General features: G+C 70.9%; 18 protein-coding genes. 7 read left to right on the forward strand and 11 right to left on the reverse strand.

The genetic code is table 11. The annotated features are described in order from the left end of the window. The first annotated feature begins 3 nt into the window (after window positions 1–3). On the forward strand, window positions 4–1,221 hold the full coding sequence (locus KY498_RS11870; RefSeq protein WP_191009284.1) for a hypothetical protein: 1,218 nt from the start codon (window positions 4–6) through the stop codon (window positions 1,219–1,221). A 52-nt stretch (window positions 1,222–1,273) separates the two neighbouring features. Here KY498_RS11870 and KY498_RS11875 read toward each other — a convergent pair whose 3' ends face one another. The 6 genes from KY498_RS11875 to KY498_RS11900 form a co-directional block, all read right to left on the reverse strand. After that, on the reverse strand, window positions 1,274–1,672 hold the full coding sequence (locus tag KY498_RS11875) for a VOC family protein (RefSeq protein ID WP_101305180.1): 399 nt from the start codon (window positions 1,670–1,672) through the stop codon (window positions 1,274–1,276). 191 nt (window positions 1,673–1,863) lie between these two features. Continuing rightward, window positions 1,864–3,525: an ABC transporter ATP-binding protein gene (locus KY498_RS11880; protein ID WP_191009283.1), complete on the reverse strand. Its 1,662-nt coding sequence runs from the start codon at window positions 3,523–3,525 to the stop codon at window positions 1,864–1,866. Next, a complete protein-coding gene (locus tag KY498_RS11885; RefSeq protein ID WP_191009282.1) occupies window positions 3,525–4,517 on the reverse strand; it encodes an ABC transporter permease in 993 nt (330 codons plus the stop codon). Before KY498_RS11885 ends, KY498_RS11880 begins: the two co-directional genes overlap by 1 nt. Window positions 4,518–4,531: 14 nt before the next feature. After that, window positions 4,532–5,623: an ABC transporter permease gene (locus tag KY498_RS11890; protein ID WP_101305179.1), complete on the reverse strand. Its 1,092-nt coding sequence runs from the start codon at window positions 5,621–5,623 to the stop codon at window positions 4,532–4,534. Between the two features lie 119 nt (window positions 5,624–5,742). Beyond that, on the reverse strand, window positions 5,743–7,389 hold the full coding sequence (locus tag KY498_RS11895; protein WP_101305178.1) for an ABC transporter substrate-binding protein: 1,647 nt from the start codon (window positions 7,387–7,389) through the stop codon (window positions 5,743–5,745). Window positions 7,390–7,540: 151 nt separating this feature from the next. After that, a complete protein-coding gene (locus tag KY498_RS11900) occupies window positions 7,541–8,227 on the reverse strand; it encodes a response regulator transcription factor (protein ID WP_191009281.1) in 687 nt (228 codons plus the stop codon). A gap of 146 nt (window positions 8,228–8,373) precedes the next feature. Here KY498_RS11900 and KY498_RS11905 point away from each other — a divergent pair, with 146 nt between their 5' ends. From KY498_RS11905 to KY498_RS11920, 4 genes are read left to right on the forward strand one after another with little or no spacing between them, the layout of a single operon-like run. Then, a complete protein-coding gene (locus KY498_RS11905) occupies window positions 8,374–9,279 on the forward strand; it encodes an ABC transporter ATP-binding protein (protein WP_101305177.1) in 906 nt (301 codons plus the stop codon). Beyond that, window positions 9,276–10,109, forward strand: coding sequence for an ABC transporter permease (locus tag KY498_RS11910; RefSeq protein WP_101305176.1), 834 nt, complete (start codon window positions 9,276–9,278; stop codon window positions 10,107–10,109). Before KY498_RS11905 ends, KY498_RS11910 begins: the two co-directional genes overlap by 4 nt. A 24-nt stretch (window positions 10,110–10,133) precedes the next feature. Then, on the forward strand, window positions 10,134–11,297 hold the full coding sequence (locus tag KY498_RS11915) for a sensor histidine kinase (RefSeq protein ID WP_223848763.1): 1,164 nt from the start codon (window positions 10,134–10,136) through the stop codon (window positions 11,295–11,297). After that, entirely contained in the window at window positions 11,294–11,899 is a 606-nt protein-coding gene (locus KY498_RS11920; RefSeq protein ID WP_191009279.1) for a response regulator, read from the forward strand. The genes KY498_RS11915 and KY498_RS11920 overlap by 4 nt, the downstream gene beginning before the upstream one ends. On the opposite strand, the gene KY498_RS11925 is transcribed toward KY498_RS11920, so the two are convergent. Beyond that, window positions 11,896–12,339 carry a MarR family winged helix-turn-helix transcriptional regulator gene (locus KY498_RS11925; protein ID WP_060960813.1) on the reverse strand — a complete coding sequence of 148 codons (444 nt, stop codon included), beginning with the start codon at window positions 12,337–12,339 and terminating at the stop codon, window positions 11,896–11,898. The two genes, KY498_RS11920 and KY498_RS11925, sit on opposite strands and share 4 nt — an antisense overlap. A 58-nt stretch (window positions 12,340–12,397) precedes the next feature. Between KY498_RS11925 and KY498_RS11930 the strand changes: the two genes are divergently transcribed. Beyond that, on the forward strand, window positions 12,398–12,766 hold the full coding sequence (locus KY498_RS11930; protein WP_191009278.1) for a VOC family protein: 369 nt from the start codon (window positions 12,398–12,400) through the stop codon (window positions 12,764–12,766). A gap of 25 nt (window positions 12,767–12,791) precedes the next feature. On the opposite strand, the gene KY498_RS11935 is transcribed toward KY498_RS11930, so the two are convergent. From KY498_RS11935 to KY498_RS11945, 3 genes are all read right to left on the reverse strand, one after another. Beyond that, entirely contained in the window at window positions 12,792–13,175 is a 384-nt protein-coding gene (locus tag KY498_RS11935) for a DUF779 domain-containing protein (protein WP_060960814.1), read from the reverse strand. Window positions 13,176–13,258: 83 nt separating this feature from the next. Next, window positions 13,259–14,806, reverse strand: coding sequence for an aldehyde dehydrogenase family protein (locus KY498_RS11940; protein ID WP_191009277.1), 1,548 nt, complete (start codon window positions 14,804–14,806; stop codon window positions 13,259–13,261). Window positions 14,807–15,019: 213 nt separating this feature from the next. After that, a complete protein-coding gene (locus KY498_RS11945) occupies window positions 15,020–15,511 on the reverse strand; it encodes a MarR family winged helix-turn-helix transcriptional regulator (RefSeq protein ID WP_191009276.1) in 492 nt (163 codons plus the stop codon). A 55-nt stretch (window positions 15,512–15,566) separates the two neighbouring features. On the opposite strand from KY498_RS11945, the gene KY498_RS11950 reads away from it, so the two are divergent. Continuing rightward, a complete protein-coding gene (locus tag KY498_RS11950) occupies window positions 15,567–16,523 on the forward strand; it encodes a DMT family transporter (RefSeq protein ID WP_191009275.1) in 957 nt (318 codons plus the stop codon). On the opposite strand, the gene malQ is transcribed toward KY498_RS11950, so the two are convergent. Continuing rightward, complete coding sequence (gene malQ, locus KY498_RS11955; RefSeq protein ID WP_191009274.1) at window positions 16,495–18,630, reverse strand: 4-alpha-glucanotransferase; 2,136 nt, start codon at window positions 18,628–18,630, stop codon at window positions 16,495–16,497. The genes KY498_RS11950 and malQ overlap by 29 nt on opposite strands. Window positions 18,631–18,748: the final 118 nt, after the last annotated feature.

Raw genomic sequence — 18,748 nt, forward strand, 5'->3', positions numbered from 1 at the left:
GACATGAGCACGCCTGCGGCATCCTCGCCCTTCGACGCGCGACCGCTCATCGAGCCCGCCGATCGCGCGGCGGTACGCGCCTACGTCCGCGAGCTGCGCGCCGGCGGACACGCACCGGCCGCCGCGACGAGCGCGCGCGTCGTCATGGCCGTGATCGTCGGCGTGGTCTTCGCGATCGTCTTCGGGTCGACGATCCTGGGCGTGCTCGCCGGAGCGATGAGCGCCGCATCCGCGGCCGTCTCCGGAGACGGCTTCACGGTGCTGGCCTTCGCGCCGGTGGTCATGCTCGTGGCCGTCGTCGCGGTCCTCGCTGTCGGCATCGTGCGGGCGTTCGGCGCCCGGACGGGGGAGCGCTGGTGGCGCCTCGACCGCTTCGCGCGCGCCAACGCCATGACCTGGTACCCGTCGGTGCCCGCGCCGCCGCTTCCGGGGATGGTGTTCGGCCTCGGACACGGCCGCGAAGCCACCGACGTGGTCCGCGGCGAGAGCCCGCGCTTCGTGGAGTTCGGCAACTACGTCTACCGCACCGGCTCGGGCAAGAACGAGTCCACCCATCGGTGGGGCTACGTCGCGGTGAAGCTCGCGACGCCCCTGCCGAACATCGTGCTGGACGCCCTGGGCAACAACGGACTGTTCGGCTCCACCCTGCCGGCCGCCTTCGACGGGGCGCAGCGGCTCAGCCTCGAGGGCGACTTCGACCGCTACTTCACCCTCTACTGCCCGTCCGGCTACGAGGCCGACGCCCTGTACCTCTTCACGCCCGACATCATGGCCCGCTTCGTCGATCACGCGGCCGCCCTCGACGTGGAGATCGTCGACGACTGGCTGTTCCTCTACACGCAGCGCGAGGCTTCCACCCTCGATCCGGCGACCTGGGCCTGGCTGTTCTCCGTCGTGGCGGCACTGCTCGACAAGCTCGCGCAGTGGGAGCGCTGGCGCGACGACCGGCTCGCTCCGCCCGCAACGGCGGTGACGACGCATCCCGCGACAGGGGACGCCACGACAGGGGATGCCGCGCCGGCGGAGCCCGCGCCGGCGCGGCTGCCGTTCGCGGCGCCCACGGCATCCCTGCGGCCACCGCCCGGCGTCGCGCCGGCGGGCCGCCGCCTCCGCCGACGCGTTCCGTGGGCCGCCATCATCATCATCGGCGCCGTGCTGATGCTGATGCTGTTCGGCCCGCTCGGCGTATTCGCGTCACTCATCGACAACCTGTCGAACTGACACCCGCGTTGCACGTGAAACGTTGGGCGTCGCTGGTCGCGCGACAACGAGTTCAGGCGGCCGGCAAGGGCGCGAACAGGTCGACGGCGTTGCCGTCGGGGTCGAGCACGGTCGCGTAGCGCTGCCCCCAGAAGGCGTCGAACGGCGCGACGTGACCGTCGTGCCCCGCCGCCACGAGAGCGGCGTAGACGGCATCCACCTCGGCGGGGCTGTCCTGCACGAACGCGAGCGCGATGCGATGGCCCCCCGACGCCGGCTCGTAGCCGGGGTCGAAGCTGCGGATCGTCTCGACCGTGTCCCAGGCGAGGGCGACGCCGCCGTCCAGCACCGCGTCCACGTGCGGCGCATCGTCTTGGCCGTCGGCGATCGGAACGCCGAGCGCGCGGTAGAACGCGAGGGATGCCGCCATGTCGCGCACGACGATGCCGATGAAGCCGAGTTTCACTGTCATCCCGTCAGGCTATGGCAGGCCGGAGACACTCGCCCTCGCGCGCCCCGCGTGCACAACTCCGCCTGAACCGCACGCGCCCGAGCCGCACGCCCCCGCCGGTGCCATCCAGCTGGAGTTACGCACGCCGCGCGCGGGCCGCAGAACCGCGGGCCCCAGGCCCGGGGGCAGCAGGGCACGCGGATGCCGCGGCTTCAGCCGCGAGCGGCGCGCCACGCCTCCCGACGTGCGGCCTGCTCGACGGGGTCGGGCACCGGCAGCGACGCGATCAGCTTGCGCGTGTAGTCGTCCTGTGGGTCGCCGAGCACCTGCGCGGTCGGGCCGGTCTCGGCGATGGTGCCCTTGTGGAGCACGACGACGCGGTGCGCGAGCATGTCGACGACCGCGAGGTCGTGGGTGATGAAGAGGGTCGCGAACCCGAAGCGCTCCTGCAGCTCGCCGAACAGCTCGAGCACACGCGCCTGCACCGACACGTCGAGCGCACTGGTCGGCTCATCGGCGATGAGCAGCTTCGGGTCGAGGGCGAGACCGCGCGCGAGCGACGCCCGCTGGCGCTGACCACCTGACAGCTCGTGCGGGAAGCGGTCGCCGAACGCCTTGGGAAGCTGCACGGCCTCCAGCAGCTCATCGACGCGGTCGCGCGCATCGGCCGCATCCCGCGCACCGCCGTGCACGATGAGCGGCTCGGCGACGTTCTGCGCGATCGTCAGCAGCGGGTTGAAGCTCGTCGCCGGGTCTTGGAAGACGAAGCCGAGGTCCTTGCGGTGGCGACGGAACGTGCGCTCCTTCACGCCGTTCATCTCCACATCGAGCACCCGCAGCGACCCCCCGGTCACGGGCGTGAGCCCCGCGATCGCCCGACCGATGGTGGTCTTGCCCGATCCGCTCTCGCCCACCAGTCCCACGACCTCGCCGGGCGCGATCGTGAAGCTCACCCGGTCGACCGCGCGGAAGCCGGCGCGGCGCAGGCGTCCGGCGTACTCGATGACGAGATCCTCGGCCGCGACCACCGGCACCGCCTCCGCGGCACCCGCCGGCGGCTGACGATCGACGATCTCCAGCCGCGGCACGGCCGCCAGCAGGCGCCGGGTGTACGCGTCGCGGGGCGCGGCGAACAGCTCGGCGACCGGGGCGGTCTCGACGACCTCGCCGTTGAGCATGACCGCGACGCGATCGGCGAGATCGGCGACGACGCCCATGTTGTGGGTGATGAGCACGATCGCCGTGCCGTCCTCGTCGCGCAGCCGACGCAGCAGATCGAGGATCTCCGCCTGCACGGTCACGTCGAGCGCGGTCGTGGGCTCGTCGGCGATGATCACGGTCGGGTCGAGCGCGAGCGCCGTCGCGATGACGATGCGCTGCTTCTGACCGCCCGAGAACTGGTGGGGATAGTCGTCGACGCGTCGTTCGGGGTCGGGGATGCCGACGCGGCCCAGCATCTCGATGGCGCGGGCACGGGCCTGCTTCTTGGTGTACTTCCCGTGCGCCCGCAGGCCCTCCGCGAGCTGCCAGCCGACGGTGAACACCGGATTGAGCGCCGTCGACGGCTCCTGGAAGATCATCGCGGCCGTGGTCCCGCGCAGGCGCCGCAGCGACTCGCGATCGAGCCCCACCACGTCGGTGCCGTCGAGTACGACCGCGCCCTGGGTCAGCGCCGTCTCGGGCAGGAGTCCCAGGATCGTGCGCGCCGTGACGGTCTTGCCGCTGCCCGACTCGCCCACGATCGCGAGCACCTCGCCGGGCCGCACGTCGAGACTCACGCCGCGGACGGCGTGGACGTCGCCGCCGTCGGTCGCGAACGTGACGTCGAGCCCGCGGATGTCGACGGCGGACGCGCCGGAGGATGCCGTGGCCATCACTCCACCTCTCCCATGAACTCGCGCGAGGCCGGCTGCGTGGCGGCGACGGCGTCGGCCGGCGTCTGCGCCTTCGCGCGGCGGCGGGCCCGCAGGCGCGGGTCGGCCAGGTCGTTCAGGCTCTCGCCGATGAGGGTGATGCCCAGCACCGTCAGCACGATCGCGACGCCCGGCGGGATCGCGGTCCACCAGATGCCGGCGGCCACGTCGCTGATCGACTTGTTGAGGTCGTAGCCCCACTCGGCGGCGGCCGTCGGCTCGATGCCGAAACCGAGGAAGCCGAGGGCGGCGAGGGTCGAGATCGCCTCCGACGCGTTGAGCGTCACGATGAGCGGCAGCGTCCGGGTGGCGTTGCGCAGCACGTGGCGGAACATGATGCGCGGCGTGGAGGCGCCGATCACCTTGGCCGACTCGACGAACGCCTCCGCCTTGATGCGCACGACCTCGGCGCGCACGACGCGGAAGTACTGCGGGATGAAGACGACGGTGATGGATGCCGCGGCGGCGAGGATGCCGGGCCACAGCCCCGACTGCCCGCCGCTGATGGCGATCGCGACCACGATCGCGAGCAGCAGGGTCGGGAAGGCGTAGATCGCATCCGCCACGACGACGAGGGTGCGGTCGACCCAGCCGCCGAGGTAGCCGGAGACGAGGCCCAGCAGGATGCCGATGAACACCGACAGCACGATCGCCACGATGACGACGTAGAGCGCCGTCTGGGCGCCCCAGATCACGCGGGAGAGCACGTCGTACCCACCGACGGTGGTGCCGAGCAGATGCTCCGCACTGGGCGGCTGCTGCGCCCCGAAGTTGCCGTCGGGGCCGCTCAGCTGCCCGAACCCGTAGGGCGCGATGAGGGGGGCGAGGATCGCGCAGAGCACGAAGATGCCGGTGAGCACGAGACCGGCGACGAGCATGCCGCGCTGGAGGCCCACGCTCTGGCGGAGTTGATGGACGACCGGCATCCGGTCGATGAGGCGGGGCTTGGTCATGTCCGCATCCCTCTTCAGTACCGGACCCGCGGGTCGATGAACGCGGCGATGATGTCGACGGCGAAGTTCGTGAGCGCGACGATGATCGCGATCATGGCGACGATGCCCTGCACGGCGACGAAGTCGCGGGATGCCAGGTACGCGGCCAGCTGGAAGCCCAGCCCCTTCCACTCGAAGGTCGTCTCGGTGAGCACCGCACCGCCGAGCATGAGGGCGATCTGCAGACCGATCACCGTGATGATCGGGATCAGGGCCGGCTTGTACGCGTGCGTGCGGACCAGACGGCCCTCGCGGACGCCGCGGGAGCGGGCGGCGTCGATGTACGGCATGTTGAACGTGCCGATGACATTCGTGCGCACCAGGCGCAGGAAGATGCCCGCCGTCAGCAGGCCCAGGGTGAGCGCGGGCAGCACCGCGTGCAACAGCACGTCCTGGATGTAGGCGGGGTTCCCGGTCGCGATCGCGTCGATGAGGTAGATGCCGGTCCCACCGTTGCGGCCGATGGCCAGCTCGGTGCGCACGCTCGCCCGGCCCGAGACGGGCAGCCAGCCCAGCCAGACACCGAAGATCAGCTTGGCGACGAGGCCCGCGAAGAACACCGGCGTCGCATAGAAGAGGATGGCGCTCACGCGCAGCAGCGCGTCGGGCCAGCGGTCGCGCAACGCCGCGGCGACGAGGCCCAGCGGGATGCCGACGAGGAAGGCCACCACGAGCGAGTACAGCACGAGCTCGAGGGTCGCGGTGCCGTACGTGACGATGACCTGCACGACCGGCTGGTTGTCGGTGATGGTCGTGCCGAAGTCGAAGGTGAGGATGCGCCCGAGGTACTCGACGTACTGCACGAAGATCGGGCGGTCGTAGCCCGCCTCGTGGATGCGCTCGGCCAGCTGGTCGGCCGGCAGCCGTCCGCCCAGCGCCGCCGTGATCGGGTCGCCCGTCAGGCGGATGAGGAAGAAGACCAGCGTCACCAGGATGAGCACGGTCGGGAAGATCAGCAGGAACCGGATGAGGATGTACCGGCCCAGCGTCGACCCCGAACGACTCTTCGTCACCTCGAGCGCGGGTGGCGGCTCGGCGATGGAGGATGCCGCGACGTTGCTGGTCATGGATGCCTACTCTACGGATGATGGGCGTTTCGACTCGCTGCGCTCGCTCAACGACCGGGGGTGTGATCCCCCGGTCGTCGAGCGAGGAGCGCAGCGACGAGTCGAAACGCCCGCGGCGGTTACTTCGTGATCGGCGCGAACCGGAGCTTGAACGACGCGTCGAGCGTCACTCCCTTCACGTCCGCACCGGTGACCGCGACCTGGGCGCCCTGCAGCAGCGGGACGGTGGACAGATCCTTCGCGACGAGCTCCTGGATCTTCTCGATGTCGGACGTGCGCGTGGCGGCATCCGGCTCCACGGCCTGCTTGAGGATCAGGTCATTGACCTCCTGGTTGACGTAGTGGTTGCCCAGGAAGTTCTTCTCGAGGAAGAACGGCGTCAAGTAGTTGTCGGCGTCGGAGTAGTCCGGGAACCAGCCCAGCTGGTAGGCGGGGTAGACGTCGGCGGTGCGGTCCTTGGAGTACTGCACCCACTCGGTCGACTGCAGGTTGACCGTGAAGAGACCGTCCTTCTCGAGCTGCTGCTTGACCAGCGCGTACTCGTCACCCGAGGAGGGGCCGTAGTGGTCCGGGCTGTACTGCAGGCTCAGGGTGACGGGCGTCGTGATGCCGGCCGCGGCGAGCGTCGCCTTCGCCTTGTCGGCGTCCGGACCACCGTTGCCGTCGCCGTACAGGCCCTTCAGCGCATCCGTCGCACCCGCGAAGCCGGCCGGGACGTAGGAGTACAGCGGGGTGTACGTGCCCTTGTAGACCTGCTCCGAGATGGTCTCGCGGTCGATGAGGTCGGCCACCGCCTGGCGGACGGCGAGCGCCTTGGCCGGGTCGGCCTCGGCGGTCGTGGCGCCGAACGGCTGCGTGTTGAAGTTGAACACGATGTAGCGGATCTCGCCGCCGGGGCCCTCGACGACCTTGACCTTGTCATTGCCCGACAGGTCGGACACGTCGGTGGCCGACAGGCTGCGGTAGGCCACGTCGACGTCGCCCTGCTGCACGGCGAGCTTCAGGTTCGACGACTCGGCGAAGTAGCTGAGGATGACGCCCGAGTTGGTCGCGGCGGGCAGCAGTCCCTTGTAGTTGGCGTTCGGGGTGAACTCGACGGTCTTGTTGAAGTCCCACTTCGTGATCGAGTAGGGCCCGCCGAAGGCGTCGGCCGAGACGATGTCCTGGTCGGGCGTGATCGCGTCGGCCGAGAACACCTCCTCGTCGACGATCGCGCCGGGGAACGAGGTGAGGATGAAGGGGAAGACCTGGTCGTTGTCGGTCTTGAGCTTGAAGACCACCGTCGTGGCGTCGGGGGTCTCGACGCTGTCGAGGTTGTAGAGCAGGCTCGACGCCCCGTTCGGGTCGGCGATCTTCAGGTTGCGGTCGAAGGAGAACTTCACGTCCGAGGAGGTGAGGTCGTGGCCGTTGGCCCACTTCAGACCGGCCGGCAGCGTGACGGTGTACTCGTTGGGGGCGGTGAACTCGGCCGACTCCGCGAGGTCGGGCACGACCTCGGTCGAGTTGTAGTCCGTGTTCACGAGATACGGGAAGACCTGCGTCTGCACGGCGAGCGAGCCGTTGTCGTACGAGCCGGCCGGGTCGAGGGTGGTCACCTTGTCGGTGGTGCCGACGATGACGGGGCCTCCGGCGGCGCCGTCGGTCGAGCCACCGGTCGAGCCGCCGCCGGCGCAGCCGGCGAGCAGGAGCGCGGAGACGGCGAGTGCCCCGGCGGCCAGGCCGATGCGGCCTCGACCAGTCCCCGGGGAAGTGAAGTGCAGTGCCATATGAACTACCTCTGCTGTGTGTCGGTCGACCCCGCCGGGGAGGCGGAGTCCAGACCGCTATCTTGACCCCGGCATCCGGAATTCACCCCGTCATCGCGTTTTTTGTAACGAGAATGAAACCCGGGACCAGCGATCGTGGATCGCCGTTCCGTCACGAGACGCCGCGGTCGCCGTCCGTCCCGGTGAGCAGCCCGTCGGCGCGCGCGACCCGCGCGATCTCGACCTTCGTGTGCACCGGGCGACCCACCGCCGCGTACTTCGCCTTGACGCGATTGAGGTACTTGCGGGCGGTGTCCTCCCGCACGCCGATGCGTTCGGCGACCTCGCCGATCGTGTGGCCGGCGCCGTAGAGCACGACGAGCCGCTCCTCCTGGGGACTCAGCGCGGGCCGCACGGGCAGCGCCGCGAGAACCGCGCGTGCGCGGGGGGACCAGGCGCGTGCGCGGCGGCGCACGGCGTCGATGACGGCGAGCACGACCCGCTCCGATTCGAGGGAGGACACGATGCCGTCCACCCCGGCATCCCTCAGCACGCACATCGTGCGATCGCCCGCGCCCGGCACCAGGGCGACCACGCGCAGCCCGGCGGCACGACAGGCGGCGAGCGCTTCGAGTTCCGGTCCGTCGGCCAGCGACGCCGAGACGAGCAGGATCATCTGAGCCCGTGCCGCCCGATCGGTGCCCCGCAGCCGCATCGCGAGGTCGTGCAGCGACGCCGACTCGTCCACGACGCTCATGCCGAGACGCCGCGTCAGCAGCTCGCGAGCACGCCCGCGGCGCGCGCTCGACGCATCGACGATGGCGGCGCGCCGCAGCGCTCCCCCTCCCGGCTGGACCATCCCGACTCCTCTCCTCCCGTAAGTGAGAGTCCGAAACCACCGATCTGTGACGCGGTTGGGCGAGATTCCTGCCGTGACGAATGTCATGGCGCGGTCGTGACGCCCGTGTGCGGCACGTCGCACCGGGCCGCGGCAGAGTCGGAGACATGGATCAGAACGAGGGAGTGCTCGCGGTGGATGCCGCGGGCCTGCGCAAGAGCTTCGGCAGCGTCCGAGCGGTGGAGAGCGTCGATCTGCGGGTGCGCCCGGGTGAGATCGTCGCCTTCCTGGGCCCGAACGGCGCGGGAAAGACGACGACGATCGACATGCTGCTGGGGCTCTCCGACCCCGACGGCGGCGCGGTGCGGGTGTTCGGTGAGAGCCCGCGGGCGGCGATCTCGCACGGACTGGTGTCGGCGGTGCTGCAGACCGGCGGCCTGCTGAAAGACATCACGGTGCGCGAGACGCTCGCTCTCACGGCGAGCCTGTTCGCCGACACGCGTCCGATCGAGGAGGTCATGCAGCGTGCGGGCATCAGTGAGCTCGGGAGTCGACGGGTCGGCCTGTGCTCGGGCGGCCAGCAGCAGCGGCTGCGCTTCGCCATGGCGCTGCTCAGCGACCCCGGACTGCTGATCCTCGACGAGCCGACCACCGGCATGGACGTCGAGGGGCGTCGCGCGTTCTGGAGCGCGATCCGCTCCGACGCCGCCCGCGGCCGCACGGTGCTGTTCGCGACCCACTACCTCGACGAGGCCGACGAGTACGCCGACCGCATCGTGCTCATGAGCCGCGGCCGCATCGTGGCCGACGGCTCCACCGCCGAGATCAAGAACCTCGTGTCGGGACGCATCGTGCGTGCCACCCTGCCGGGCGCCGACCCGGCGCGCCTCGCCGCCCTTCCCGCCGTCGACGACGTCGAGTTCGCCGGCGACCGCATCAGCATCCACACGAAGGACTCGGATGCCGTCGCCCGCCACCTCCTCACCGAGACCGCGGCCCGCGACATCGAGATCACGTCCCAGAACCTCGAGAGCGTCTTCCTCGCGCTCACCTCCGAAGGAGCCCCCGCATGAGCACCGCATCCACCGCGCCGACCGCGCTGTCGACCGATCGCGTCACCCTCGACCGGCGGGTGCCGCCGCTCGGCGGCTTCAACCTGACCTATCTGGGCATCGAGCTGAAGCGCCGCCTGCGCAATCGCCGGACGCTCTTCTTCACGATCGCGTTCCCCGTCGTGATGTACGTCATCATCGGCCTGCGGCTGCGCGACGAACAGCTGACGGCGACGCCCGTCGCCGACGGCGGTGTCTCCGTCGCGGCCTACATCATGGTGTCGATGGCGATGTACGGCGCCATGATGTCGGCCACCCAGACGGGCGCCGCCGTCGCGCTCGAGCGCACGCAGGGGTGGAGCCGCCAGCTGCGCCTCACCCCGCTGAACCCGCTCGTCAACATCATCATCAAGATGATCGCGGGCATGGTGCTGGGGCTGCTCGCCGTGGTTGCGACCTATGCCGCCGGCGCGATCAGCGGCATCCAGCTCAGCGCCGGGCAGTGGATCGGCACGGGCCTGGTGGGCTGGGTGCTCGCGAGCGCCGTGTTCACGACGCTCGGCCTCTTCGTCGGCTACCTCATGCCGAGCGAGAACGCCGCCCAGGTGACGAGCCTCATCGTCGTCTTCCTGTCGTTCCTCGGAGGCCTGTTCTACCCGCTGAGCAGCATGCCCGACTTCATGCAGACGATCGCGAAGTTCACACCGGTGTACGGCATCGGCGAGCTCGCCCGCTCGCCTCTGACCGGGGAGAGCTTCGACGCGATGTGGCTCATCAACGCCTTGGTGTGGCTGGTCGTGTTCGTCGCGGGGACGACCTGGGCGTTCCGGCGCGACACGAAGCGCGTGTGAGAGGCGCGCCCTACAGTGAAGTCCGTGAGCGCGACGCGAGACGATCTCGACGGGACCGGGTGGGACGTTCCCCCGGTCCCCGCCTCGTCGACCGCACCGACGCCCCGTGAGATCTTGACCGCCCGCGCCGCCCGAGGCTGGTACGTCGGCGCGTCGATCTCGCTCATCTGGTTGTTCATCGTGGCCACCGAGGCCGTCGCGGCGGCCGACACGGCCGTGTCGAGCGCCGTCGTGATCGCCCTGCTGGTGTGCTTCGCGGCATCCTTCCTGATCGCCGTCCCCGTCTCGCGCCTTCTGCCCCTGCGCCTTCGGCTGCTTCCGGCGGCCTGGCTGTTCGTGCTCTCCTTCAGCCTGTTCCCCTGGATCGGGTGGGATGTCCGCGGCGTCTGGAGCTACGTGGGCGTCGCGATCGGCATGGCCGTGGTCCGCCTGCGCACGACCTGGCTGCTGCTGCTCGCGCTCGGAGCGGCATCCCTGGTCGTCGGGGTGATCTCCGACGGCTGGACCGAGGGCGTGCTGTTCCTGCCCGCGATCATCGTCTCGGTCTCCGCGATGATGGCCGCCTTCGGACGCAACATCGCGGCCATGAACGCCCTCCGGGCGACCCGCGACCAGATGGCGGAGATGGCCGTGGAACGCGAACGCAGCCGCGTCGCGCGCGACCTGCACGACATCCTCGGCCACTCGCTCACGGTCATCACGGTGAAATCCGAGCTCGCCGGACGCCTGATCGACGTCGATCCGGCACGGGCGCGGGGGGAGATCGGCGAAGTCGAGGCCCTCGCCCGCGGGGCTCTCGCCGATGTGCGCACCACCGTCGCCGGCTACCGCGGGGTCAGCGTCGCGGGCGAGCTCGCCGCGGCGCGGGCGGCGCTGGATGCCGCGGGCATCGCGGCCGAGCTGCCCACCGCCACCGAGAACGTCCCTGCCGAGCGCCGCGAACTGGCCGGCTGGATCGTGCGCGAAGGTGTGACCAACGTGATCCGCCATGCGCAGGCGTCGCGGTGCCGCGTGCGCCTGAGCGCGCGTAGCGTCAGCATCGAGGACGACGGGGTGGGCCCGACATCCGCAGCGACCGCCGCCGGCACCGGGCTGATCGGCCTGCGCGAACGGGTGGAGGCCGCCGGCGGGCGCCTCACGCTCGGACGCAGCGACCTCGGCGGGTTCCTCCTGCGGGTGACGCTGTGATCCGGCTGCTCATCGCCGATGACCAGGCGCTCGTGCGCGGCGCGCTCTCCGCCCTGCTCGGGCTCGAGCCCGACATCGAGGTGGTCGCCGAGGTGGGTCGCGGCGACGAGGTGGTGGATGCCGCGGTGCGCACGGCCGCCGACGCCGCGCTTCTGGACATCGAGATGCCCGGGATGGACGGGATCGCGGCGGCATCCGCGCTGCGCAGCGCACGACCCGCGTGCCGGGCGCTCATCGTGACCACCTTCGGGCGACCGGGGTACCTGACGCGCGCGATGCGGGCGGGAGCGGCCGGCTTCGTGGTCAAGGACACACCGGCCGCACAGCTCGCCGACGCCGTGCGCCGCGTGTCGCAGGGGCTGCGGGTGGTCGACCCGGCCCTCGCCGCCGACTCGCTCGCGCAGGGGGAGTCGCCGCTCACGAGCCGCGAGACCGACGTGCTCTCCGTCGCGCGTACCGGCGGCTCGATCGCCGACATCGCGCAGATGCTGCACCTGAGCGAGGGCACCGTCCGCAATCATCTCTCCAGCGCGATCGGCAAGACGGGGGCCCGCAACCGCGCCGATGCCGTGCGGATCGCCGACGAGAACGGCTGGCTCTAGCCGCGCAGCGAACGGATCATCGCGGCGAGCAGCCGCAACGCCTCATCGCGGTCGTCCGCGTCGAGACCGTCCAGCATGCGATCCTCCACCGAGCGCACGGCGGTGCTGGCGGCGGCCAGCGCGGTGCGGCCGCGATCGGTGATCGTGGCGGGAAGCACCTTGCCGCTGACGGGGGTGTCGGGCCGCGAGATCTCACCGTCGCGCTCGAGCTTCTGCAGCAGCACGTTCATGGTCTGGCGGGTGACAAAGGTGCCGCGGGCCAGATCAGAGTTCGACAGGCCGGGGCGCTGTGCCAGCAGCTCGAGGCACGCGTAGTGGGTGACGTTCATCCCGAGCGGTCGCAGAACGTCCTCCATCGCGGCCCGGAGGGCGCTGGCTGCCTCTTTGAGGCGATAGCCGACGGAGGTCGGCAGATCGATGGCGGGAAGGCGTTGACTCATGTCAGTATCCTGACATACAGTTGCATGTCAGATAACTGACACACGAGAGGATGATCCCATGCCCGCCACCGGCCCCGACTTCGTTTCCCTGCAGGTTCGCGACCTCGCCGCATCCCAGGCGTTCTACGAGAGCTTCCTCGGCCTCGTGCGGTCACCGGCAGGACCGCCCCACGCCGTCGTGTTCACGACGACGCCGATCGCGTTCGCCGTGCGCGACATCGTCGATGACGCCGTCCGGGATGCCGCCACCCCGCCGGGGGCGGGCATCGCCCTCTGGCTGCACGCGACCGAGGTGCAGCAGATCCACGACGCCCTGGTCGCCGCCGGCCACGAGATCGTCGCGGCGCCGATCGACGGCCCGTTCGGCCTCACCTTCACGTTCGTCGACCCGGACGGTTACCGCATCACGCTGCACGACCGCGCCTGACCGGCGAGCCGCGGGGATGCCGCCGTCAGCGCAGTCCGAAGTGGTCGAGCTCGGCGTCGTCCAGCATCCGCGAGCGGATGAGGAAGCGCATCCCCGTCGGACCCTCGACGCTGAAGCCGGCCCCGCGGCCCGGGACGACGTCGATCGTGAGGTGCGTGTACTTCCAGTACGCGAACTGCGCCTCGGACATGAACACCTCGATCGGATCGTCCAGTCCCACGTCGAGGTCGCCGAGCCTGATGTCCGACGGCCCCGTCAGGAACATGCCGACGGGGTAGCACATCGGTGCACTGCCGTCGCAGCATCCGCCGGACTGGTGGAACATGAGCTTCCCGTGCTGCGCCGTCAGCCGGCGCAGCAGTGCCGCCGCGGCATCCGTGACCGCGACGCGACTGACAGTGGTGGTCATCGCTCGACCTTTCCCTCCGGAGATGATCCGGCGCCCGAGACGCGCGTGCGTCCCGTGCGCCGGATCGTCTTCGGCGACGCGGCTCAGAAGAAGCCCATCGCTCCTTCGGCGTAGGACACCAGCAGGTTCTTGGTCTGCTGGTAGTGATCGAGCATCTTGAGGTGGTTCTCGCGACCGATGCCCGACTGCTTGTACCCGCCGAACGCGGCGTGCGCCGGGTACTGGTGGTAGGTGTTCGTCCAGACGCGACCCGCCTCGATGCTGCGCCCGGCGCGGTACATCGTGTCGGCCGAGCGGCTCCACACCCCCGCGCCGAGGCCGTAGAGGGTGTCGTTGGCGGTGTGGATGGCGTCGTCGAACCCGTCGAAGCTGGTCACCGAGACGACGGGGCCGAAGATCTCCTCCTGGAAGATCCGCATGCTGTTCTGGCCCTCGAACACCGTCGGTGCCACGTAGTAGCCCCCGCTGAGCTCGCCGCCGAGGTCCACCCGCTCGCCGCCGGCGAGGAGCTTCGCGCCCTCCGCCTTGCCGATCTCGATGTAGCTGAGGATCTTCTCGAGCTGGTCGTTGGAGGCCTGCGCGCCGATCATGGTGGCCGGATCCAGCGGGTTTCCCTGGATGATCTTGCCGACGCGCTCCAGGCCGTCGCCGAGGAACTGGTCGTAGATCGAGCGCTGGATGAGCGCGCGCGACGGGCACGTGCACACCTCGCCCTGGTTGAGCGCGAAGAACGTGAAGCCCTCCAGCGCCTTGTCGTAGTAGGCGTCCCGCTGACGCGCGACGTCCTCGAAGAAGATGTTCGCGCTCTTGCCGCCGAGCTCCAGGGTGACCGGGATGAGGTTCTGCGACGCGTACTGCATGATGAGCCGGCCCGTGGTGGTCTCACCCGTGAAGGCGACCTTGCGGATGCGCTTGTGCTGCGCGAGCGGTGCGCCGGCCTCGATGCCGAACCCGTTGACGATGTTCACGACGCCCGCCGGCAGCAGGTCGCCGATGATGTCGAAGAGGAACAGGATGGATGCCGGGGTCTGCTCGGCCGGCTTCAGCACGACGCAGTTGCCGGCGGCGAGGGCGGGGGCGAGCTTCCACGTGGCCATGAGCAGCGGGAAGTTCCACGGGATGATCTGGCCCACCACACCCAGCGGCTCGTGGAAGTGGTACGCGACGGTGTCCTCGTCGATCTGGCTGAGCGTGCCCTCCTGGGCGCGCAGGACGCCGGCGAAGTAGCGGAAGTGGTCGATCGCCAGCGGGATGTCGGCGGCCAGCGTCTCGCGCACCGGCTTGCCGTTCTCCCACGTCTCGGCGACGGCGATCTTCTCGAGGTTCGCCTCGATGCGGTCGGCGATCTTGTTGAGGATGTTCGCGCGGTCGGCGGGCGTCGTCTTCTTCCACGACTCGAACGCCTTCCACGCGACGTCGACGGCGCGGTCGATGTCCTCCGCGGTGCCGCGCCCGACCTCGGTGAACGGCTTGCCGGTGACCGGCGTGATGTTCTCGAAGTACTGGCCCTTGATGGGCTCGACGAACTCGCCGCCGATGTAGTGCCCGTACCGCGGACGATACTCGGCGATCGCGCCGCGCTGGCCCGGAGCGGCGTAGACGCTCGAGACGCCCTCTTCGACGATGGTCATGATGTCTCCTTCGACAGTGCATGGTCCGCGGCATCCCTCGCCGCGTTCGGATGCGCTGACGCTACGCACCGCAACGTTGCATCGCGTTGCGCCGCGGCCTGCGCCGCGGCATCCGTCGCGAGACACACCTTGCGCATCGAGAAACCGCTGCGTGGGGGGTTTCTCGCTGTGCGAGTGGTTTCTCGCGGCGGCGGGCGGGGCGGATGCCGGGGGTCAGTCGTGAGCGAGGGCGGCGAGCCAGCGGCGGGAGGCGTCGCGCAGGGCGTCGGCGTCGCCCGCGGGCAGGAGCGCGACCAGGCGGTGCTCGTTGGCGAGGTGCGCCGTGAACGCGCCGTCGATGAGATCGACGCCCTCGGGGGTGAGGCGCACGAGACGCCGACGGCGGTCGTCGTCGGCATCCGTGCGGACGACGAGGCCGCGGTCGATCAGGCGGTCGACGCGCTTGGTGAGCCCGCCGGTGGTGACCATCGTGTGGTCGGCCAGTTCGCCCGCCGGCAGCTCGTACGGCGCACCGGCGCGGCGAAGGGATGCCAGGAGGTCGAACTCCGCCTCGCTCAGTCCGAACTGCGCGTAGACGGCGGTCAGCTCCGCCGTCAGCGCCGCGGCCAGACGATGGAGGCGGCCGATCACACCCTGCGGTGACGGATCGAGATCGGGGCGTTCGCGGCGCCACTGCTCCTGGACGAGGTCGACGTGATCCTGCACCCCGTCGACTTTACCTTCCGCGGAAGCTATATTCTCTTCCGTGGAAGATAAACGGATGCGGTGGGTTCTCGTGACGGCGATCGCCCCCGTCGCTTGGGGGAGCACCTACTTCGTGACGCGTCATCTACTGCCGCCCGACGCGGCGCTGTGGGGCGCCGTGATCCGGTGCCTGCCGGCCGGGATGCTGGTGCTGCTGGTCACCCGGCGACTGCCGCGCGGGGCGTGGTGGTGGCGGTCGGTCGTGCTCGGCGCGCTCACGGTCGGCGGGCTGAACGTCCTCGTCTACGTCGCCGCGCAGCGCCTGGCGACGAGCCTCGCGGCCACGATCATGTCGACCTCGGCCGCCGCGCTGATCGTGCTGAGCTGGATCGTCCTCGGCCAGCGCCCCGCCCTGCGCGCCGCCGCCGGAGCGGTGCTCGGCATCCTCGGCGTCGTCGTCATGCTGCAGCCGGGCGGCGGCGAGGCCGACGGCTGGGGAATCGCGGCATCCGTGCTGGCCATGCTCTCCTCGTCGCTGGGATTCGTCCTCACGCGCCGCTGGGGTGCCGACATCCCGCCGCTGACGATGACGGCGTGGCAGCTCATCGCCGGCTCCCTCGTCGTCGCGCCCCTCGCGATCGCGGTCGAGGGCGCACCGCCCGCCCTGGACGGGCCGGCGCTGCTCGGGTTCGCGTACGTCATCCTCGTGGCCACGGCGATCGCCTACGCGGCGTGGTTCACGGGCCTCGCCCGTCTTCCCGGTGCGGTCGTCGGGGTGATCGGACTGCTCAACCCCGTCACCGGCGTGCTGCTCGGCGTGTGGCTCGCGCACGAACCGTTCGGACCCGCGCAGATGGTCGGTCTCGCGCTCGTCGTGGTGGGCGTGCTCGCCGGCACGCTGACGCGACCACGAACGGCCGGGATCGAGCCCGCGGAACCCGCGGGACCCGCGGGACCCGCCGGACCCGCCTCACCCGGCCCCGCCTCACCCGCCGCCGCGGAGCTCAGAGCCGGGAATCGACCGCGCGGGTGAGAGCGACGAAACGGCCGTGGTCGCGCAGGTCGTCCAGCAGCACGGCGCGACCGTCCGGTCCCGCGAGCGGGATCTGCCAGTTGGGGTACTCGCGGTCGGTTCCAGGCTGGTTCTGCGCGCGGCGCTCGCCGACGGCATCCACCAGCGCCACCCCGAGCAGCTGCGAAGGGGATGCCGTGATCAGCGCGTTCAGGGCCTCGATCACCTCCGCCTCCGACGGGTCGGCGCCCAGCAGCCCGCGGTCGCGCAGCAGCGCCAGCATGGTCGCCCGCTCGGCATCCGCGTCGGCCAGCTCCTCCTCGACCGGACGCGTCAGCAGACCGAGCCGCGCGCGGAGAGCGACGTGCTCGTCGGCCAGGTACCCCGCGGTCGGGGGCAGGTCGTGCGTGTTCACGGTGGCCAGCAGCGAGCGGCGGTACTGCTCCGGCGGACGGAAGCCGTCGCCCTCGCGCTCGAACCACAGCACCGAGGTGCCCAGCACGCCGCGCGCCGCCAGGTACTCGCGCACCCACGGCTCGACGTTGCCGAGATCCTCGCCGATGAGCACCGCTCCGGCGCGGTGGGCCTCGAGCAGCAGCACGCCGATCATCGCCTCGTGGTCGTAGCGGACGTACGTGCCGGCGGCGGGACTCAGCCCCTCGGGGATCCACCACAGGCGGAACAGCCCGATCACGTGGTCGATGCGCAGGGCGCCGGCGTGGCGCAGCAGCGTGCGGATCATGTCGCGCAGCGGGGCGTACCCGGCCTCGGCGAGCGCGCGCGGCAGCCACGGCGGCTGGTTCCAGGTCTGGCCCTGCTGGTTGTACATGTCCGGCGGCGCGCCGACCGCCATGCCGGTGGCGTACATCTCCCGCAGCGACCACGCATCCGACCCCTGGGGGTGCACGCCGACCGCGAGGTCGTGCATGACACCGATCGCCATGCCCGCCGCCGTCGCCGCGGCCTGCGCGTCGGCGACCTGCTGGTCGGCGATCCACTGCAGCCACACGTGGAACGCGACGCGGTCGGCCAGGCGCGTGCGCAGCTCGGCGACCAGCGGGGAGCGGATGTCGTCGACCTCGACGGGCCGCTCGCGACCGAGGTAGTGCTCCTCGAGCGCGCACCACAGGGCGAAGTCCTGCAGCGGCTGCCCCTCGCGCGCGGCGAACGCATCGAGCTCGGCGCGGCGCGACGGCGTCAGCGGCACCGCGAAGATCGCGTCGAGGCCGAGCCGTTTGGCGGCCCAGACCGCGTCGCGATCGATGCGGTCCGCGTCGTCGTCCATCGCCGCGACGGGACCGCGGGCGGCCTCGACGACGGCGCGCTCGGTGGGCGTCAGGTAAGCGACCTCCCGGATGTCCTCGGGGCGCACGTACAGCGGCGCCAGGAAGCGGCGGGTCGCGGGGCGGTACGGCGACGGTTCGATCGGACTGGTCACCTCGGCCGCGTGCACGGGGTTGATCAGCAGGAAGTCGGCGCCGCGCTCGCCCGCGATCGCGGCGAGATCGGCGAGGTCGGCGAAGTCGCCGAGGCCCCACGATGCCCGTGAGCGGACGGAGTACAGCTGCGCCATGAGGCCCCAGCCGCGCGTACGTCCGGGACGGGCGGGCGGGTCGCCGAGGCGATCGGGCGTGATCACGAACGGGGCGGATGCCGTGCGGTCGGCGTCGGCGCCGCCGAACGGGCGCTGCTCCGCGCGCACGGTGTGCCACCCCAGCGGCAGGTCGTCGGGCACCGGAATCTCGACCCGCCACCGCAGGATGCCGTCCACCAGACGCGCGGCCGGCCGCTGCTCGGGGATCGTGAGCACGCGCACCGCCCCGTCCTCGAGAGCCACCGTCACGGTCACGTCGTGCCCGTCGAAGACGTGCAGCCACAGCACGCCGACCCCGGCGCGCGTCACGAACGAGGCGGGCAGCAGCTCGCGCCACACCCGCTCCTCCTCGGCGATGAGGGATGCCGTGACCGCGGCATCCGACGAGGCGTCGACGCGCATGGCCGCGAGCACCGCGCGGAGGGTGGATGCCGGGACCTGCACCCGGTCGCCGAAGAACGACCAGTACTCGGTCGCGATGCCGTGCACGGCGGCGAGCCGCCCGAGGTCGGGGGTGGGCGCGTCGTCGGTCATGTCGATCCTCCCTCGGCGCCGGTGACGGCGTCTGCGCCCATCCTGGCATCCTCGCCGGGGGAGCATGCACAGCTCCGCCTCCGTGGGCCGTTGTGGGTGTGAGGACCGCGGAAACAGC

It is taken from the genome of Microbacterium sp. PAMC21962 (genome assembly GCF_019443465.1).
GTDB lineage: Bacteria > Actinomycetota > Actinomycetes > Actinomycetales > Microbacteriaceae > Microbacterium > Microbacterium hominis.

What these genes read in the sequence shown, in the direction of transcription:
- KY498_RS11870 (WP_191009284.1), top strand. Translation starts at nt 4, where the DNA reads ATGAGCACGCCTGCGGCATCCTCGCCCTTCGACGCGCGACCGCTCATC.
- KY498_RS11875 (WP_101305180.1), bottom strand. Translation starts at nt 1,672, where the DNA reads ATGACAGTGAAACTCGGCTTCATCGGCATCGTCGTGCGCGACATGGCG.
- KY498_RS11880 (WP_191009283.1), bottom strand. Translation starts at nt 3,525, where the DNA reads ATGGCCACGGCATCCTCCGGCGCGTCCGCCGTCGACATCCGCGGGCTC.
- KY498_RS11885 (WP_191009282.1), bottom strand. Translation starts at nt 4,517, where the DNA reads ATGACCAAGCCCCGCCTCATCGACCGGATGCCGGTCGTCCATCAACTC.
- KY498_RS11890 (WP_101305179.1), bottom strand. Translation starts at nt 5,623, where the DNA reads ATGACCAGCAACGTCGCGGCATCCTCCATCGCCGAGCCGCCACCCGCG.
- KY498_RS11895 (WP_101305178.1), bottom strand. Translation starts at nt 7,389, where the DNA reads ATGGCACTGCACTTCACTTCCCCGGGGACTGGTCGAGGCCGCATCGGC.
- KY498_RS11900 (WP_191009281.1), bottom strand. Translation starts at nt 8,227, where the DNA reads ATGGTCCAGCCGGGAGGGGGAGCGCTGCGGCGCGCCGCCATCGTCGAT.
- KY498_RS11905 (WP_101305177.1), top strand. Translation starts at nt 8,374, where the DNA reads ATGGATCAGAACGAGGGAGTGCTCGCGGTGGATGCCGCGGGCCTGCGC.
- KY498_RS11910 (WP_101305176.1), top strand. Translation starts at nt 9,276, where the DNA reads ATGAGCACCGCATCCACCGCGCCGACCGCGCTGTCGACCGATCGCGTC.
- KY498_RS11925 (WP_060960813.1), bottom strand. Translation starts at nt 12,339, where the DNA reads ATGAGTCAACGCCTTCCCGCCATCGATCTGCCGACCTCCGTCGGCTAT.
- KY498_RS11930 (WP_191009278.1), top strand. Translation starts at nt 12,398, where the DNA reads ATGCCCGCCACCGGCCCCGACTTCGTTTCCCTGCAGGTTCGCGACCTC.
- KY498_RS11935 (WP_060960814.1), bottom strand. Translation starts at nt 13,175, where the DNA reads ATGACCACCACTGTCAGTCGCGTCGCGGTCACGGATGCCGCGGCGGCA.
- KY498_RS11940 (WP_191009277.1), bottom strand. Translation starts at nt 14,806, where the DNA reads ATGACCATCGTCGAAGAGGGCGTCTCGAGCGTCTACGCCGCTCCGGGC.
- KY498_RS11950 (WP_191009275.1), top strand. Translation starts at nt 15,567, where the DNA reads ATGCGGTGGGTTCTCGTGACGGCGATCGCCCCCGTCGCTTGGGGGAGC.
- malQ (WP_191009274.1), bottom strand. Translation starts at nt 18,630, where the DNA reads ATGACCGACGACGCGCCCACCCCCGACCTCGGGCGGCTCGCCGCCGTG.